Here is a 14331-nt window from a genome sequence, read left to right on the forward strand (position 1 = left end):
CTAGTAGGTTAGCACCTTCCGCAAGGCGGCGAGGACCCTCTTGGCGTTGGGGCGGTAGAGGTGCTCAATGGCGCTAAAGGGCGGGTAGGGGGCGTCGTAGCCCGCCACCCGGAGCACAGGGGCCTGGAGGTAGTCTAGGGCCCCTTCGGCGATGCGGGCGGCGATCTCGGCGCCGAAGCCCCCGGTGCGCATGGCCTCGTACACCACGATGGCCCGGCCCGTTTCCCTGACGGCGGCAAGGAGCGTGTCCTCGTCCAGGGGGACCAGGGTCTCCAGGTCCACCACCATGACCTCCACCCCTTCCCTCTTCGCCACCTCCGCCGCCTCCAGCATCACCTCCACCATGCCCCCGTAGCCGATCAGGGTGGCGGCCTTTCCTTCCCGGAGGATGCGGGCCTTGCCCAGGGGGAGGGTGTAGTACCCTTCCGGCACCTCCGCCCTCGCCCCCCGGTAGAGCTTGATGGCCTCGAGGAAGAAGACCGGGTCCTCGTCCTCAATGGCGGCGAGGAGGAGGCCCTTGGCCCTTTCCGGGCTTGCGGGGATCACCACCTTGACCCCAGGGGTGTGGGCGAGGATGGCCTCGGGGGAGTCGGCGTGCTGCTCGGGGGTGTGGACGCCCCCGCCGTAAGGGGCCCGCACCACCACGGGAAGCCCCACCCGCCCCCGGGAGCGGTGCCGCCAGCGGCCGAGGTGGGAGAGGATCTGGTCCAAGGCGGGATAGAGGAAGCCGGCGAACTGGATCTCGGCCACGGGCCGCATCCCCCCCATGGCAAGCCCGATGGCCATGCCCAGGATGCCGCTTTCCGCTAGGGGCGTGTCAAAGACCCGGCTCTCCCCGTACTTGGCCTGGAGGCCCTCCGTGACCCGGAAGACCCCCCCGAGCCGCCCCACGTCCTCCCCGAAGACCAAGACCCTCTCGTCCTTGGCCAGGGCCAGGTCCAGGGCCTCGTTGATGGCTTGGACCATGTTGAGGACGCGCATCACCCCACCTCCTCCACGTGGAGGCCTCGCCTAAGGGCCTCCCAGGCCCGCTTCTGGTCGGGGCCCATCTCGGCGTAGACGTGCTCCACGATCTCCTCGGGCCGGGGCTCGGGGGCGCTATCCGCCAAGGCGAGCTCCCGGGAAAACTCCTCCTCTAGCTCCGCCAAGAGGGCCCTTTCCCGCTCCTCGTCCCATAGGCCTCGCTCCTCCAAGGCCTTCCTTAAGCGGAGGATGGGGTCCTTCCTCCGCCAGGCCTCCTCCTCTTCCTTGGAGCGGTAGCGGGAGGGGTCGTCGGAGGTGGTGTGGGGGGCGAGGCGGTAGGTGAGGGCCTCGAGGAGGGTGGGCCCCTCCCCCTTCCTGGCCCGTTCCACCGCCTTCTTGGCCTCCAGGTACACGGCGAAGGCGTCGTTCCCGTCCACCACCACCCCGGGCATCCCGTACCCCTCGGCCCGCCGGGCCACGTAGTCCACCCTCATCTGCTTGCTCCGGGGGACACTGATGGCGTAGCCGTTGTTCTGCACCAGGAAGACCACGGGGGCGTCAAAGACGGCGGCGAAGTTCAGCCCCTCGTGGAAGTCCCCTTCGCTCGTCCCCCCGTCCCCGATGGAGGTGGCCACCACCCAGTCCTCCCCCCGGTAGCGCCCGGCCAGGGCGAGCCCCACCGCCTGGGGGATCTGGGTGGCGATGGGGATGTAGGGGTTCACTGCCCTTACCCCTTCAGGGAAGCGCCAGCCCGCAGGGTGAGCCCGCCAGTAGAGGATCAGGGTGTGGATGGGAAGCCCCTTGGCGAGGAGCATGGCGCTTTCCCGGTAGCTGGGCACCACCCAGTCCCCCTCCTCCAGGGCCAAGGCCACCCCCACCTGGGCCGCCTCCTGGCCCATGAAGGGCGGGTATACCCCGAGGCGGCCTTGGCGCTGGAGGGTTAGGGCCTTCTCGTCAAAAAACCGGGCCCTGCGCATGGCCCGGTAGAGCCTTAGGGCTTCTTCCTCCGCTAGGGGAAACTCCCCCTTATCCAGATACCGCACCACCTTGGGCTTCACGGGGGGAGTTTACCACAAGGGCCAGGCGCTCCAGCGCCAGGGAAAGCTCCTCCTCGCTCTTGCAGAAGGCGAAGCGAAAGAGGTCCTTGGGGGGGTCTTCCCGGTAGAAGGCGGAGGCGGGGATCAGGGCCACCCGGGCCGCCTCCACCAGGGAAAAAGCGTCCCAGCCGGGAAGTTCCGCCATGAGGAAGTAGGTGCCCTCGGGGACGTAGACCCTAAGCCCCAAGGCCCTAAGCCCCTGGGCCAAGAGGTCCCGCCTTTTCCGGTAGCTTTCCCGCAGGGCCTCGTAGAACCCCTCCCTGCGGGCCGCCCTTAGGGCCTCGGCCACCCCGGCCTGCAAGGGGGTGGGGGCCGAGAAGCTCGTCCACTGGCGCATCCCCGCAAGGCGGGGCATGAACTCCTTGGGCCCCACGATCCAGCCCACCCGGTAGCCGGTGGCCTCGAGGCGCTTGCCGGCGCTTCCCACGGTGAAGGTGCGCTCGGGGGCGAGGTCCCTTAGGCGCCTAGGCCTTTCCCCAAAGTAGAGCTCGTCGTAGACCTCGTCGGAGACGAGGAAGAGATCGTGCTTTTGCGCAAGGCGGGCGATGGCCTTAAGCTCCGCCTCGCCGAAGAGGCGCCCCGTGGGGTTCATGGGGGTGTTGAGGAGGAGGAGCCTGGTCCTAGGGGTGATGGCCCTCTCAAGGGCAGTCATGTCCAGGCGGAAGCCCTCCGGGGTAAGGTCCAGGCGGACAAGCCTAACCTCCGCCCCGGCCAGGAAGGCGTCGGGAAGGTACACGTCAAAGAAGGGCTCCAGCACCACCACCTCGTCCCCCGGGCCCGCCAGGCTTTGCAGGAGGACGTAAAGGGCCTCCGTGGCCCCGGAGGTGACCACCACGCTTTCGGGCTCGGCGGCGAACTCCTCCGCCAAGGCCTCCCGAAGGGCGGGAAATCCCGCCGGGGGGGCGTACTGGTCGTATCGGCCCAAGGCCCGCCGCACCGCCTCGAGGAGAAAGGGGGGCGGGGGGTTAGAGGGGAAGCCCTGGCCCAGGTTCACCGCCCCAAGGCGCTGGGCCAGCTGGCTCATCTTGGGGAAGATGCTCTCCTTGGCCGCCTGGGTCCGGGGGTGGAGCCGCATAGGTATAAGCTTACCCCGCAATTCTTAAAAGGGCCAGGAAGCTTTCCAGCTCCAGGCTCGCCCCGCCCACAAGCCCCCCGTCCACGTTGGGCATGGAAAGGAGGTCGGCGAAGTTCTTGGGGTTCACGCTCCCCCCGTAGAGGATGCGCACCCGGCTAGCGAAGGCCTCCCCGTAGCGCTCCGAGAGGGCCTTCCGGATCGCCCGGTGCATGGCCTCGGCGTCCTCGGGGGTGGCGTTTTTCCCGGTGCCGATGGCCCAGACGGGCTCGTAGGCGATGACCAGGCGCTCAGGCCCCTCGGGCTCCACCCCCTCGAGGCTTCCCAGAAGTTGCCTTAGGGTGTAGGCCTCCGCCTCTCCCCTTTCCCGCACCTCCAAAGGCTCCCCCACGCAGAGGATGGGGGTGATCCCCTCCTCCAGAAGCCTTTTGGCCTTCTCCGCCACCAGGGCGTCCGTCTCGTGGTGGTAGCGGCGCCTTTCCGAGTGGCCCACGATGGCGTAGCGGCAGCCCAAATCCTTAAGCATCCGGGCGGAGACCTCCCCCGTGTAGGCCCCTTCCCTGTGGGCGGAGACGTCCTGGGCCCCGTAGGCGACCTGGGTTTCCGAGAGGACCTCCTTGGCCACGGGGAGGATGGGGAAGGCGGGGAGGATGGCGGCCTCCGCCTCCAAGGGGGGAAGGAGGCGCTTAAGCTCCGCAAGCCACACCCTGGCCTCGGAAGGCACCTTGTGCATCTTCCAGTTCCCGGCCACAAGAACCCGGCGCATGGGCCCATCATAGCGAAAGCCCGCCCCCTTCGGGGCGGGCGCAAGGGCAGGGGGGCCTACTCCAGGACCTCTATCCCGGGCAGGGTGCCCTTCTCCAGGAACTCCAGGCTCGCCCCGCCCCCGGTGGAGACGTGGCCGAAGCGCTCCTTGAGGCCCAGGCGGTTCACCGCCGCCACCGAGTCGCCCCCGCCCACCACGCTAAAGGCGCCCTCGAGGGCGGCGATCGCCCGCCCCACCGCCAGGGTGCCCTGGTCAAAGGGGGGGACCTCAAAGACCCCCATGGGCCCGTTCCAGAAGACTGTCTTCGCTCCTTTCAGGGCCTCGGCGAAGGCCTCTTGCGTCCTGGGGCCGATGTCTAGGCCCATGTAGGGGACGGGGATGGCCCGGGCCGGGAAGATCCGGGTCTCCACCCCCGGGGCGATGGCCTCGGCCGCCACCACGTCCTGGGGGAGGTGGACCTGCACCCCCAGCGCCTCCGCCCGGCGGAGGAGGTCCCTGGCCAAATCCAGCCGGTCTTCCTCCACCAGGCTCTTCCCCACCTCGCCCCCTAGGGCCTTGAGGAAGGTGAAGGCCATGGCCCCGCCGATGAAAAGCCGGTCTATCCGGGGAAGAAGGCTTTCAATGACCCCGATCTTATCGGAGACCTTGGCCCCGCCCAGGACCACGGCGTAGGGCCTTTCCGGCGCTTGGAGGAGCCGGGAAAGGGCCCTCACCTCCTTCTCCATGAGGAAGCCGGCGTAGGCGGGAAGGAGCCGCGCCACCCCCACCACGCTGGCGTGGGCCCGGTGGGCGCTCCCAAAGGCGTCCAGGACGAAGGCCTCCCCGAGCCTGGCGTAGCGGGCGGCGAGCTCCGGGTCGTTCTTCTCCTCCCCGGGCTCAAAGCGGACGTTTTCCAAAAGGGCCACCTCCCCGGGGGAAAGCCCTTGCACCTCTTGGAAGGCCTCCTCGGAGCCGGGCGGGTGGGGCACGAAACGCACCGAGGGGAGGTAGGCCTTAAGGGCCTCGGCCACAGGGGCCAGGGAATACTTGGGGTCAGGCCCCTTGGGGCGGCCCAGGTGGGAGAGGAGAATGAGGGAAGCCCCCCCGGCGAGGAGGTGGCGCAGGGTGGGAAGGCTTTCCTGGATGCGGGTCTCGTCCTGGACCTTCCCGTCCTGGACGGGAACGTTATAGTCCACCCGCACCAGGACCCGCTTGCCCCTAGGGTCTAGGTCGCGGAGGGTCCGCATCTAGACCCCCTTCTTCAGGACAAACTCCACCAGGTCGGCCACCCGGTTGGCGTAGCCCCACTCGTTGTCGTACCAGGCGAAGACCTTGACCAGGTTGCCGATGGCCTTGGTGAGCTTGCCGTCCACGATGGAGGAGTGGGGGTCCATGACGATGTCCTGGAGGACGATCTCGTCCTCGGTGTAGGCCAGGATGCCCTTCAAGGGGCCCTCGGCCGCCGCCTTGAGGGCGGCGTTCACCTCCTCGGCGGTCACCTCCCGCTTGAGGAGGGCGGTGATGTCGGAGATGCTCCCCGTGGGCGTGGGCACCCTTAGGGCCATCCCGTCAAAGCGGCCCTTCAAGGAGGGGAGGACCAAGGCGGTGGCCTTGGCCGCCCCGGTGGTGGTGGGGATGATGTTGATGGCGGCGGCCCGGGCCCGGCGCAGGTCCTTGTGGGGCAGGTCCAGGAGGCGCTGGTCGTTGGTGTAGGAGTGGACCGTGGTCATAAGGGCCTTCTCCACCCCGAAGGCCTCCTCCAGGACCTTCATCACGGGGGCTAAGGAGTTGGTGGTGCAGCTGGCGTTGGAGATGATGTGGTGCTTGGCGGGGTCGTACTGGTCCTGGTTCACCCCGAGGACGATGGTGATGTCCTCCCCCTTGGCGGGGGCGGTGATGATCACCTTCTTGGCCCCGGCCTCGAGGTGGGCCTTGGCCTTCTCGGCGTCGGTGAAGACCCCGGTGGACTCCACCACCAGGGCCACCCCGGCCTCCTTCCAGGGGATCTCCTTGGGGTCCTTGATGGCGGTGGCCCGGATGGCCTTGCCGTCCACGTAGAGGTTTTCCTCGTCGTAGCCCACCTCCCCGGGGAAGCGGCCGTAGGTGGAGTCGTACTTCAACAGGTGGGCCAGGGTCTTGTTGTCGGTAAGGTCGTTGATAAGGGCCACCTCGAGGCCCCGCTGGTGGAGGATGCGGAACACCTGACGCCCGATGCGGCCGAACCCGTTGATCCCGATCTTCATGGCTTCACCTCCCGAAAAGCCCCAAAAGGGCTTCCAGGCCTAGTATACCCCCGAGACGGGCAGCCCTTGACAGGTAAACCCTAGGAGGCTAGGTTGGTTGACGAACCGCCTCGAGGCGGGAAAAAGGAGGAGCTATGGAAACCAAGGCTTTGCCCTACGTTCCCCTGGCCAAAACCCTCTGGCCCGAGCGCACCCTCCTAAGGGACCTTCTCCTCGTCCTCGGGGGAAGCCTCTTCGTGGCCCTCACCGCCCGGATCGCCATCCCCCTTCCCTTTAGCCCGGTGCCCATCACCGGGCAGACCCTGGGGATCCTCCTGGTGGGGGCGGCTTTGGGAAGCCGGCTCGGCTTCCTGGCCCTCCTCGCCTACCTCCTGAAGGGGGCCATGGGGCTTCCCGTCTTCGCCGGGGGCACGGGGGGAATCACCCAGATCCTGGGGCCCACCGGGGGCTTTCTCCTGGCCTTCCCCCTGGCGGCGGGGCTGGTGGGGCTTTTGGTGGAGCGCCTCGGCCTAGACCGGAGCTTCCTCGGCACCCTCCTCGCCATGCTCCTGGGGAACGCCCTCCTCTACCTGGTGGGGCTTCCCTGGCTTGCCGCCTGGCTCACGGGGGCGGGGAAGTTCACCGGGTTGGGGGGGCTTCTCGCCATGGGGCTTTTCCCCTTCATCCCCGGAGACCTGGTGAAGGCGGTCCTCGCCGCCCTTCTCCTCCCCACCGCCTGGCGCTTCCTGGGCCGTAGGTGATGCGCCTGGCCCTGGCCCACCTGGCCAAGCGGGAAAGCCTAAGGGAACTCCTCAAGGCCCTCCGCCCCCTGGCCCAAGAGGCCCGGGACCGGGGGGCGGGGCTTTTGCTCCTCCCCGAGCTCGTTTTGGGCAAGCGGGAAGACCCCGGGCTTCCCGAGGCCCTTAGGGAGCTCTCGGAGGAAGCGGGGCTTCGGCTCCTTGTGGGGCACCTCCAGGAGGGGCAAAACCGCCTCCAAGCCTTCCCCCAAGGCCCCGCCTACGCCAAACTCCACCTCTACCGGGCGGCGGGGGAAGAAGGGGACGAGGGCCTAAGGCCCGGGGAGGCCCCGGTCCTTTGGACCTGGGAAGGGCGCACCTTTGGCCTCGGGCTCTGCTACGACCTGGACTTTCCCGAGCTCTTCCGCCTCTACGCCCTAAGGGGCGCGGAGGGCTTCCTGGTGGGGGCCGCCTGGCCCGGGGCCTACGCGGGGCTAATGGAGGTCCTCGCCCGGGCCCGGGCGGCGGAAAACCAGGCCTACCTCTTCCTGGCGAGCCGCGCGGACACGGGAAGCCCCTCCCTTTTCGTATCCCCCGACGGGCGGGTCCTGGGGCGTAGAGAGGAGGAAGGGCTGCTTTTGGCCGAGCCCGACTGGGGTTTCCTTGAGGCCTACCGGGCCCGCTACCCTCTCCTCCGGCACCGCCGGGAAGACCTCTACCGGCTTTGGTAAGATGGCCCCCGTGCTGGAGAACCGCCGGGCGCGGCACGACTACGAGATCCTGGAGACCTACGAGGCGGGCATCGTCCTCAAAGGGACGGAGGTGAAGTCCCTAAGGGCGGGCAAGGTGGACTTCACGGGAAGCTTCGCCAAGTTTGAGGACGGGGAGCTTTACCTGGAAAATCTCTACATCGCCCCCTACGAGAAGGGGTCCTACGCCAACGTGGACCCCCGCCGCAAGCGCAAGCTCCTCCTCCACCGCCACGAGCTCAAGCGCCTCCTCGGCAAGGTACAGCAGAAGGGCCTGACCCTGGTTCCCCTCAAGATCTACTTCAACGAGCGGGGCTACGCCAAGGTGCTTTTGGGCCTCGCCCGGGGGAAGAAGGCCTACCAGAAGAAGGAAGAGGACAAGCGGAAGGCCCTAGCGCGGGCCCTGGAGGAGCTATGAGGTGGCTTTGGGTTCCCCTCCTGGCCTTGGCCCTGGCCCAGGCGCCCAAGCCCTTGCGGGTGGGCCCCCTCGCGGGGGAGGCCCTTTACCCCGGAAACCGAGGGGTCTCCTACGGGGAGGCGGAGCTTCTAGCCCGAGGGCTCGGGCTTGCCCTCTGGCGCACGGAAAAGGAGGTGGCCTTAGGCCTCGGAAGCCGCTACCGCCGCTTCCCCGTTTTGGAAAACGAGGGGCAGGCGGTGCGGCAACAGGCCGCCTGGCTCCACCAGGGAAAGGTCTACGTCCCCTTGCGCCCTCTGGCCGAGGCCCTGGGCCTCCAGTACCAGGCCCAGGCGGGCGTCGCCCTAAGCCTTCCCTGGGCGGTCCTTTTGGGGGTGGAGCGGGAACAGGACCGCCTGGTGCTCCGCTTCAGCCGTGAGGTGAACGCCCTGGTGCGCCCCGGGGGGATCCTCTTCCTCCTGGCCCAGGGGCAGGGCGCGGGGTTCCGCCAGGAAGCGGAAGGCCTTTTCCTCTCCCTGGACACCCCCCCGGACCGGCTCTACTACCCCGGGGGAGGGAGGGTGGCCCTGGAGTGGGGCCCCTTGTCTAAGCCCGCCCCCCTGGTGCTCCTAGACCCCGGGCACGGGGGGGAGGACCCGGGCCTCGTCCTGGATGGGGTCTCGGAGAAGGACTTGACCCTGGACCTGGCCCGGCGGGTGGCCCGCCGCCTGCCCCAGGCCCGCCTCACCCGGACCCAGGACGTTTCCCTTTCCCTGGAAGACCGCCTGGCCCAGGCCAAGCAGGCCTCCGTCCTGGTCTCCCTCCACGTGACCCGGGGCAGGGAGGTGAACCTCTACCTGCCCGATGGCCGCACCGGCCCCTTGGCACAAAGCGCCCCCGAGCTTCTCCGCACCGCCCCTGAGGAGCAGGCCCGGCTCCTCAAGGCCTACGCCGGGGACCCGAGGCAGCTAGCGGAGGCCCTGGAAAAGGCCTTTGGCGCCTTGGGCATCCCCGTGGCCCGGGCCGAGGGCCCCTACGCCCTCACCGACATCCCGGGAGCGGCGGTCCTTCTGGAGATCGGGGCCGAGCGCCTGGCCACCCCCGAGGCCCGGGAGGCCCTGGCCCAGGCCATCGCCCAGGCCCTGGAGGCGTACCTGCCATGAGGTGGCGCGCCCTTCTCACCCCCTGGAACCTGTTTGGACTTCTGGTCTTCCTGCTCGGGCTTTGGGTCTACGTGCAAGGAACCAGCGCCCCAAGAAGCCAAGCCCTGCCCCTGCCCGCAAGCGAGCCCGCCCAGGAGGCGAACCAGCTGGTCCTGGTCCTCTACCGGCCCAACCCGCCCCAAGGCTTCCTCCGGGAGACGGAAACCCTTCCCTTAAACCCCGGGGAAACCCCGGAGGGGAAGGCCCTCGAGGCCTGGGCCCAAAAGACGGGCTCCCCCCACCCCAAGGCCCTCTACCGCCTGGGAGGGAGCCTGGTGGTGGACCTTCCCCGGGACTTCGCCCGGGGCCTGGACGCCAGGGGGGAGGTCTACCGGATCTACAGCCTGGCCTATAGCCTCCTCGCCACCTTCCCCCAGGCCCAGGAGGTGCGCTTCCTGGTGGAGGGCGCCCCAAGCCCGGGCCTCGCCCATCTAGACCTCTCCAAACCCATCCGGATGCCATGAAGGAAAGCTGGCGCATAGACCGCCTCGTCCTCCAAGGGTTCAAGTCCTTCGCCGAAAGGACCCTTCTGGATTTCCCCGACCCCGTCACGGGGATCATCGGCCCCAACGGCTCGGGCAAGAGCAACCTGGTGGAGGCCCTCCGCTTCGTCACCGGGGCCCGGGCCCAGGAGCTTCGGGGCCAGGAGCTAAAGGCCCTCCTCTTCCACGGGGGGGCGGGAAGCCCGCCCAAGGGCTTCGCCGAGGTGCGGCTGGAGCTTTCCCGGGGTGGGGAGCGCCTGGTGGTGGAAAGGCGCATAGAAGGGGAGCGTAGCCTCCTCAAGGTCAACGGCCGGCCCGCAAGCGCCAAGGCCCTGGCCCTCCACCTCTCGGGGACGGGCCTGGGCCGGGGCGGGTACGCCATCGTGGGGCAAGGAGAGGTGGGGGCCCTTTTGGAAGCCCCCGAGGAGGCCCTTCTGGGCCACCTGGAGGAGGCCGCCGGGCTGCGCCCCGTGGCCGAGGCCGCCCGGGCCACGGAGGAAAGGCTCCGGGAAGCCCTGGACCTCCTCGCCGCCCGGGAGGAGGAGCTAAAGGGGCTAAGGGAAAGGGCCAAGGGCCTCCGGGAGGAGGCCGAGCGTGCAGAGAAGGCGCGGGCCTTGGACCTCCTCCTCCTCCGCCTCAAGGGAAGCCTCCTCCTCGCCCGCAAGGAGGAGGCGGAGAAGGAGATCGCCCGGGCCCAGGAGCGTCTGAAGGCCCTGGAGGCGGAGGAAAGGGAACTGGAGGGGGCCCGCAAGGCCCTCGCCCAACGCCTAAAGGCCCTGGAGGAAGAGGCGGAGGCCCTAAGGGGGCGCCTCGAGGCCCTCCGCCTGGCCCTCAAAGAGGGGGAGGCCTTTAGGGCGGAGGCCCAGGAGCTCCGGAGGATCCTCCAGGCCCTGGACCGCCCCCCGCCCGAGGACCCGGGCCCCCCGCCTCCCACGCCTCCCCTCTCCCGGGAGGAGGCCCTCCGGGCCTTGAGGGACCTACGGAAAAGGGAGGAGGCCCTCCTCGCTAAGAAGCGGCGCCTGGAGGCCGATTGGCACCGCTACCAGGAGGCCCTGGCCCGCCACGAGGAAAGGCTTCGCGTCCACCAGGAGGCCCTCAAAGAGCGGGAGGCCCTGGAGGTGGAGCGCCAGGAGGTGCGGGCGGCCCTGGACCGCCTCCTGCCCCAGGTGGAGGCCCGCAAGGCCCGGGAAAGGGCCCTGGCCGAGCTCCGGGCCAAGGCGCACGCCCTCGCCGAGGAGGAGGCCCGCCTTAGGCGCTTCCTCGAGGCGGGCACCGACCTGCAGGAGGGCCCCCGGAGGGTGCGGAACCTGCCCGGGATCCTGGGGGTGGTGGCGGACCTGGTGCGCCCGGAGGCGGGGCTGGAGGTGGCCCTGGAGGTGGCCTTGGGCCCCCGGCTCCAGTGGGTCCTTGCCCGGGACGAGAGGGCGGCCCAGGAGGCCATCGCCCGCCTCAAGCGGGAGGGAGGGCGGGCCACCTTCCTCGCCCTCACCCTCCTCCACCCGCCCCCGCGCCCAAGCCCCCCCAAGGCCCCGGGCCTCCTAGGCCCCGCCTACCGGCTGGCACGCCTCCGGACCCCCGGGCTTCCCGAGGAGGCCCTCCTCCTCGTTCTTCTGGGGGACACCCTGGTCTTCCAGGACCTGGAGGCCGCCCTGGCCTACCGCAGGGCCGGGGGGCGGGAGCGGCTGGTAACCCTGGAAGGGGAGGTCCTGGAGCGGCACGGGGCCCTCACCGGGGGGAGGCTTAAGGGGGGCGGGGAGGCCCTCCGCCTAAGGAGCCGCCTCGAGGCGGTGGCCGAGGAGAGGGCGCGCCTTTGGGACCGGATCCGGGCCGAGGAGGAGGCCCTCCTGACCCTCCCCGGCCCCGAGGCCCTGGAGGAGCTCCGCGTCCGCCTGCGGGCCCTGGAAAGCCGGCTTTCCGCCCCCCTTCCCCCCCCGCCCCCACCCCCCACGCCTCCCGGCGAGGCCTGGGACGAGGCCTCCCTGGAAGCCCTTAGGAAGGAAAGGGAAGGCCTAGAGGCCCTTCTGGAAGCCGCCGAAGCCTACGAGCGCTGGCACCTCCGGCGAAGGGCCTGGGAGGAGTGGGCCCAAAGCCAAGAAGAGGCCCGCCGCCTAAAGGCCCGCCTGGGGGAATTGGAGGCCCGCTTAGAGGAGCTCGCCCCCCTTAAGAGGGAGGCCGAGGAGCTGGACCGGGCCCTGGAGGCCCTCCGGGCCGAGCGAAAGAAGCTCCTAGAGGAGGAGGCCCGGGCCCTGACCCGCCTCAACGCCCTCCTCGGCGAGCGGGAAGGCCTCCGCCTCCAGGTGGCCCGAAGGGAGGCCCTGCGGGAGGAGCTGGACCGGGCCCTCTCCGAGCTCCCGCCCCTAGAACCCCTTCCCGGAAGCCCCAAGGCCCTTCAGGCAAGGCTCGCCCAGGCCGAGCGGGAGCGGCAGGCCCTAGGCCCGGTGAACGCCCTGGCGGAACGGGAGCTTGCCGATCTGGAGGCAGCTCTAAGGCAAAAGGAGACCGAGGTGGAGGAGGCCACCCAGGCCCTCCTCCGCCTCGAGGCCGAGGCCAAGGAGGTGGAGCGGGCCTACGGGGAAAGGCTCAAGGAAGCTTTCCTCCGCTTCCAGGAAGCCTTTCAAAAGAACGCCCTCGCCCTCCTCGGGGCCAGGGCGGAGGTGCGCCGGGAGGCCAAGGGGCTAAGGCTTCTTTTGGTCCCCCAGGGCAAGCGCACCCAGGACCTGAGGCTCCTCTCCTTAGGGGAGAAGACCCTCGGAGCCTTGGCCTTCCTCTTCGCCCTGGGGGAGCTTCAGGGGGGCCTTCCCCTGGCGGTTTTGGACGAGGTGGACGCCGCCTTGGACGAGGCCAACCTCCTCCGCTTCGCCCGCTTTCTGGGCTCGGGGCGGCAGTTCATCCTCATCACCCACCAGAAGCGCACCATGGAAGCCTGCCACGCCCTCTACGGGGTGACCGCCGAGGGCGGGGTGAGCCGGGTGTACGCCATCCGTAAGGAGGTGGTCCATGACCCTTGACGCCTACCAGAAAGAGGCCCAGAAGACCGCCCTCTACCCCGAGGCCTACCGCCTCCTCTACCCCACCTTAGGCCTCGTGGGGGAGGCGGGGGAGCTGGCCAACAAGGTGAAGAAGATCCTTCGCGACCACGGGGGAACCCTGCCGGAAGAAACACGGGAGGCCCTGATCCTGGAGCTTGGGGACGTGCTCTGGTACGTGGCCCAGGTGGCCACGGACCTGGGCGTGAGCCTCGAGGCGGTGGCCGAGCGGAACCTAAAGAAGCTCCGCTCCCGCAAAGAGCGGGGGACCCTCGGGGGAAGCGGGGACCACCGGTAGAAAAAGCCCCCGGGGCTCCCCGGGGGCGGCACCCGGGCTGGCCCTCAGTCAAAGAGGTCCAGCACCCGCTTCATGAGGCCCTTTTTCCGGTAGGCCTTACCCTCCTTGCGGTGGTAGGCCTCTAGCTCCGCCTCGTAGGCCCGCTCCACCTCCCGGGCCTCGGCCAGAAGCTTTTCCAGCTCCCCTCGGTCCAGCCACACCCCCCCGCACTGGGGGCAGACGTCCACCAGCACCCCCCGCCGCTCCACCTCCTTCATGCCCACGCCGCAGTGGGGGCAAAGCAGAAGGGGCATCTACTCCTCCCGACGCCCCATGAGGAGGCTGGCGTAGTAGAGGATGGTGGCCAAGGAGCTGGCCAGGGCCGCCACGTAGGTGAGGGCCGCCCAGGTGAGGACCCGCCGCGCCGGGCCCATCTCCTGCGGGGCCAAAAAGCCCATGCGCTTCAGGAAGTCCAAAGCCCGCCTCGAGGCGTCAAACTCCACCGGCAGGGTGATGAGCTGGAAGAGGGCCACGGCCAAGTAGAGGTAAAGGCCCAGCTTGGCCAGGCCAAAGGCCCCCACCATAAGCCCCAGCACCACCAGGATGGGCCCCAGGTTGCTGCCCAGGCTCGCCGCCGGCCAAAGGCTCGCCCGCACCCTAAGCCAGGTGTAGCCCTGGGCGTCCTGGACCGCATGCCCCACCTCGTGGGCGGCCACCGCCAGGGCGGCCAGGCTAGGCGAAGCGTAGTTGGGCTCGGAAAGCCGCACCGCCTTGGCGTGGGGGTCGTAGTGGTCGGTCAAGGCCCCCGGCACCGGCTCCACCCTCACGTGGGTGAGGCCGTGGGCGTCCAGGATGGCCCGGGCCACCTGGGCCCCCGTGAGCCCCCGGGCGTTGGCCACCCGGGCGTAGCGGGCGAAGGTGGCCTGTAGCCCTCCCTGGATGGCCAGGCTAGCCACGAAGACCAAGGCCATCAAAGCAAGCGCCAACACGTCCATCGTCTCCCTCCTTGCGGGGGTAGCAACAAGGAACGAGGCCACCTGTAAGGTGGTCTCGCCATGCGCCTAATGGCGCCCCAGCCGACCGGGGAAACCTCCCGTACTGACGACCAGCTGGCCCCTTTCGGGGCGGCTACTCCCCGCAGTTCCCTTTATAGCAGGTTCAAAACCCTTTCGCAAGAAGCTGTAGTCGGTCAGCACATCTGAGACTCTGCGGGGACCGTCTCCCCCCGTATTCTAGCCAGGTACTCCAAAAGAGCCAGGCCCCCCAAGGCCCGGTGGGGTCGCTCACGGTTGTAGTGGTCCAGGTAGGCGTCAAGCTCCCTCTGCAACTCGGGAATCCGTGAGGGCAACGACCGGGTGTAGAACT

At 69.3% G+C, this 14331-nt stretch carries 15 protein-coding genes and 1 pseudogene; 7 read left to right on the forward strand and 9 right to left on the reverse strand.

What is annotated here, in order from left to right:
- From IEX93_RS02050 to gap, 6 genes are read right to left on the reverse strand one after another with little or no spacing between them, the layout of a single operon-like run.
- Entirely contained in the window at window positions 1–981 is a 981-nt protein-coding gene (locus tag IEX93_RS02050) for an alpha-ketoacid dehydrogenase subunit beta (RefSeq protein ID WP_188845915.1), read from the reverse strand.
- Window positions 981–2021: a pyruvate dehydrogenase (acetyl-transferring) E1 component subunit alpha gene (gene pdhA / locus IEX93_RS02055; RefSeq protein ID WP_188845917.1), complete on the reverse strand. Its 1041-nt coding sequence runs from the start codon at window positions 2019–2021 to the stop codon at window positions 981–983. Before pdhA ends, IEX93_RS02050 begins: the two co-directional genes overlap by 1 nt.
- Window positions 1990–3135, reverse strand: a complete 1146-nt coding sequence (locus IEX93_RS02060) for a pyridoxal phosphate-dependent aminotransferase (protein ID WP_188845919.1) — start codon at window positions 3133–3135, stop codon at window positions 1990–1992. Before IEX93_RS02060 ends, pdhA begins: the two co-directional genes overlap by 32 nt.
- A 10-nt stretch (window positions 3136–3145) precedes the next feature.
- Window positions 3146–3898, reverse strand: coding sequence for a triose-phosphate isomerase (gene tpiA / locus IEX93_RS02065; RefSeq protein ID WP_188845922.1), 753 nt, complete (start codon window positions 3896–3898; stop codon window positions 3146–3148).
- 56 nt (window positions 3899–3954) lie between these two features.
- Window positions 3955–5124, reverse strand: coding sequence for a phosphoglycerate kinase (locus tag IEX93_RS02070; RefSeq protein WP_188845924.1), 1170 nt, complete (start codon window positions 5122–5124; stop codon window positions 3955–3957).
- On the reverse strand, window positions 5125–6120 hold the full coding sequence (gene gap / locus IEX93_RS02075) for a type I glyceraldehyde-3-phosphate dehydrogenase (protein ID WP_188845931.1): 996 nt from the start codon (window positions 6118–6120) through the stop codon (window positions 5125–5127). It lies immediately after the preceding gene.
- A 134-nt stretch (window positions 6121–6254) separates the two neighbouring features.
- Here gap and IEX93_RS02080 point away from each other — a divergent pair, with 134 nt between their 5' ends.
- Genes IEX93_RS02080 through IEX93_RS02110 form a run of 7 tightly spaced genes read left to right on the forward strand, consistent with a single transcriptional unit; the run spans window position 6255 to window position 12987 of the window.
- A complete protein-coding gene (locus IEX93_RS02080) occupies window positions 6255–6860 on the forward strand; it encodes a biotin transporter BioY (protein WP_188845932.1) in 606 nt (201 codons plus the stop codon).
- Entirely contained in the window at window positions 6860–7567 is a 708-nt protein-coding gene (locus tag IEX93_RS02085) for a carbon-nitrogen hydrolase family protein (RefSeq protein WP_188845933.1), read from the forward strand. The genes IEX93_RS02080 and IEX93_RS02085 overlap by 1 nt, the downstream gene beginning before the upstream one ends.
- Window position 7568: 1 nt before the next feature.
- Window positions 7569–8003: an SsrA-binding protein SmpB gene (gene smpB / locus IEX93_RS02090; protein ID WP_188845943.1), complete on the forward strand. Its 435-nt coding sequence runs from the start codon at window positions 7569–7571 to the stop codon at window positions 8001–8003.
- Window positions 8000–9142, forward strand: coding sequence for an N-acetylmuramoyl-L-alanine amidase (locus IEX93_RS02095; protein ID WP_188845945.1), 1143 nt, complete (start codon window positions 8000–8002; stop codon window positions 9140–9142). Before smpB ends, IEX93_RS02095 begins: the two co-directional genes overlap by 4 nt.
- The gene (locus IEX93_RS02100) at window positions 9139–9645 is read left to right on the forward strand and encodes a GerMN domain-containing protein (protein ID WP_188845947.1); all 507 of its coding nucleotides are present in this window, start codon (window positions 9139–9141) and stop codon (window positions 9643–9645) included. Before IEX93_RS02095 ends, IEX93_RS02100 begins: the two co-directional genes overlap by 4 nt.
- The gene (locus tag IEX93_RS02105; RefSeq protein WP_188845949.1) at window positions 9642–12671 is read left to right on the forward strand and encodes an SMC hinge domain-related protein; all 3030 of its coding nucleotides are present in this window, start codon (window positions 9642–9644) and stop codon (window positions 12669–12671) included. The genes IEX93_RS02100 and IEX93_RS02105 overlap by 4 nt, the downstream gene beginning before the upstream one ends.
- Window positions 12661–12987 (forward strand): nucleoside triphosphate pyrophosphohydrolase family protein, encoded by a 327-nt coding sequence (locus IEX93_RS02110; protein WP_188845951.1) that lies wholly within the window; start codon window positions 12661–12663, stop codon window positions 12985–12987. The genes IEX93_RS02105 and IEX93_RS02110 overlap by 11 nt, the downstream gene beginning before the upstream one ends.
- Window positions 12988–13031: 44 nt before the next feature.
- Here IEX93_RS02110 and IEX93_RS02115 read toward each other — a convergent pair whose 3' ends face one another.
- From IEX93_RS02115 to IEX93_RS11885, 3 genes and pseudogenes are all read right to left on the reverse strand, one after another.
- Entirely contained in the window at window positions 13032–13280 is a 249-nt protein-coding gene (locus tag IEX93_RS02115; RefSeq protein ID WP_188845953.1) for a TFIIB-type zinc ribbon-containing protein, read from the reverse strand.
- A complete protein-coding gene (locus IEX93_RS02120; RefSeq protein WP_188845955.1) occupies window positions 13281–13961 on the reverse strand; it encodes a zinc metallopeptidase in 681 nt (226 codons plus the stop codon). It lies immediately after the preceding gene.
- A 177-nt stretch (window positions 13962–14138) separates the two neighbouring features.
- A pseudogene (locus tag IEX93_RS11885) lies at window positions 14139–14331 on the reverse strand (integrase core domain-containing protein); the annotation flags it as partial.

This window comes from Thermus composti (genome assembly GCF_014647535.1).
GTDB lineage: Bacteria > Deinococcota > Deinococci > Deinococcales > Thermaceae > Thermus > Thermus composti.

Coding starts and splice junctions, on each gene's coding strand:
- IEX93_RS02120 (WP_188845955.1), bottom strand. CDS start 13,961: ATGGACGTGTTGGCGCTTGCTTTGATGGCCTTGGTCTTCGTGGCTAGC.
- IEX93_RS02050 (WP_188845915.1), bottom strand. CDS start 981: ATGCGCGTCCTCAACATGGTCCAAGCCATCAACGAGGCCCTGGACCTG.
- gap (WP_188845931.1), bottom strand. CDS start 6,120: ATGAAGATCGGGATCAACGGGTTCGGCCGCATCGGGCGTCAGGTGTTC.
- IEX93_RS02100 (WP_188845947.1), top strand. CDS start 9,139: ATGAGGTGGCGCGCCCTTCTCACCCCCTGGAACCTGTTTGGACTTCTG.
- IEX93_RS02110 (WP_188845951.1), top strand. CDS start 12,661: ATGACCCTTGACGCCTACCAGAAAGAGGCCCAGAAGACCGCCCTCTAC.
- IEX93_RS02080 (WP_188845932.1), top strand. CDS start 6,255: ATGGAAACCAAGGCTTTGCCCTACGTTCCCCTGGCCAAAACCCTCTGG.
- IEX93_RS02060 (WP_188845919.1), bottom strand. CDS start 3,135: ATGCGGCTCCACCCCCGGACCCAGGCGGCCAAGGAGAGCATCTTCCCC.
- smpB (WP_188845943.1), top strand. CDS start 7,569: ATGGCCCCCGTGCTGGAGAACCGCCGGGCGCGGCACGACTACGAGATC.
- IEX93_RS02095 (WP_188845945.1), top strand. CDS start 8,000: ATGAGGTGGCTTTGGGTTCCCCTCCTGGCCTTGGCCCTGGCCCAGGCG.
- IEX93_RS02085 (WP_188845933.1), top strand. CDS start 6,860: ATGCGCCTGGCCCTGGCCCACCTGGCCAAGCGGGAAAGCCTAAGGGAA.
- tpiA (WP_188845922.1), bottom strand. CDS start 3,898: ATGCGCCGGGTTCTTGTGGCCGGGAACTGGAAGATGCACAAGGTGCCT.
- IEX93_RS02105 (WP_188845949.1), top strand. CDS start 9,642: ATGAAGGAAAGCTGGCGCATAGACCGCCTCGTCCTCCAAGGGTTCAAG.
- IEX93_RS02070 (WP_188845924.1), bottom strand. CDS start 5,124: ATGCGGACCCTCCGCGACCTAGACCCTAGGGGCAAGCGGGTCCTGGTG.
- IEX93_RS02115 (WP_188845953.1), bottom strand. CDS start 13,280: ATGCCCCTTCTGCTTTGCCCCCACTGCGGCGTGGGCATGAAGGAGGTG.